Below are 1093 nucleotides of genomic sequence, written 5' to 3'. Positions count from 1 at the left end.
GGATGTTGTTGTTCGAGTCGATCGCAATTTTAATCTTTGTGGTCAAGTTTCTAAGAGCAAACGGTGGATGCCTTGGCATCTGGAGCCGAAGAAGGACGTAGAAATCTGCGATAAGCCTCGGGGAGCTGATAATCGAGCTGTGAGCCGAGGATTTCCGAATGGGGAAACCCCGCTGGGCGCTTTTGTGACCTGGTGACTCCCGCCTGAATATATAGGGCGGGTAGAGGGAACGTGGGGAAGTGAAACATCTCAGTACCCACAGGAAGAGAAAACAACATGTGATTCCGTGAGTAGTGGCGAGCGAAAGCGGATGAGGCTAAACCGATCATGTGTGATAGCCGGCGGGCGTTGCATGGTCGGGGTTGTGGGACACGTCGCTCAGTTCTGCCGGACTGGGGCGGTTACAGCGCATCATAGTCGAACCGGTTTGAAAGCCGGGCCGTAGTGGGTGCCAGCCCCGTAGACGAAATGGTGTTATGGCCGGATGTGTATCCCAAGTAGCACGGGGCCCGAGAAATCCCGTGTGAATCTGTCAGGACCACCTGATAAGCCTAAATACTCCCAGATGACCGATAGCGGACAAGTACCGTGAGGGAAAGGTGAAAAGTACCCCGGGAGGGGAGTGAAATAGTACCTGAAACCGTTTGCTTACAAACCGTCGGAGCCTCCTTGTAGGGGTGACGGCGTGCCTTTTGAAGAATGAGCCTGCGAGTTAGTGATATGTGGCGAGGTTAACCCGTGTGGGGCAGCCGTAGCGAAAGCGAGTCTGAATAGGGCGATTCAGTCGCATGTCCTAGACCCGAAGCGAAGTGATCTATCCATGGCCAGGTTGAAGCGACGGTAAGACGTCGTGGAGGACCGAACCCACTTCAGTTGAAAATGGAGGGGATGAGCTGTGGATAGGGGTGAAAGGCCAATCAAACTTCGTGATAGCTGGTTCTCTCCGAAATGCATTTAGGTGCAGCGTTGCGTGTTTCTCGCCGGAGGTAGAGCTACTGGATGGCCGATGGGCCTCAACAGGTTACTGACGTCAGCCAAACTCCGAATGCCGGTGAGTGAGAGCGCAGCAGTGAGACGGTGGGGGATAAGCTTC

General features: G+C 54.3%; 1 rRNA gene. It reads left to right on the top strand.

Annotated features, from left to right (window positions below):
- Positions 1–40: 40 nt before the first annotated feature.
- A 23S ribosomal RNA gene (locus ABIC61_RS18610) occupies positions 41–1093 on the top strand; the annotation flags it as partial.

Source organism: Curtobacterium sp. 1544 (genome assembly GCF_040544915.1).
GTDB classification, from domain to species: Bacteria; Actinomycetota; Actinomycetes; order Actinomycetales; family Microbacteriaceae; genus Curtobacterium; species Curtobacterium pusillum_C.
Note: the sequence above shows the minus strand (reverse complement) of the source record. Positions and strands in the feature narration are given on the sequence as shown.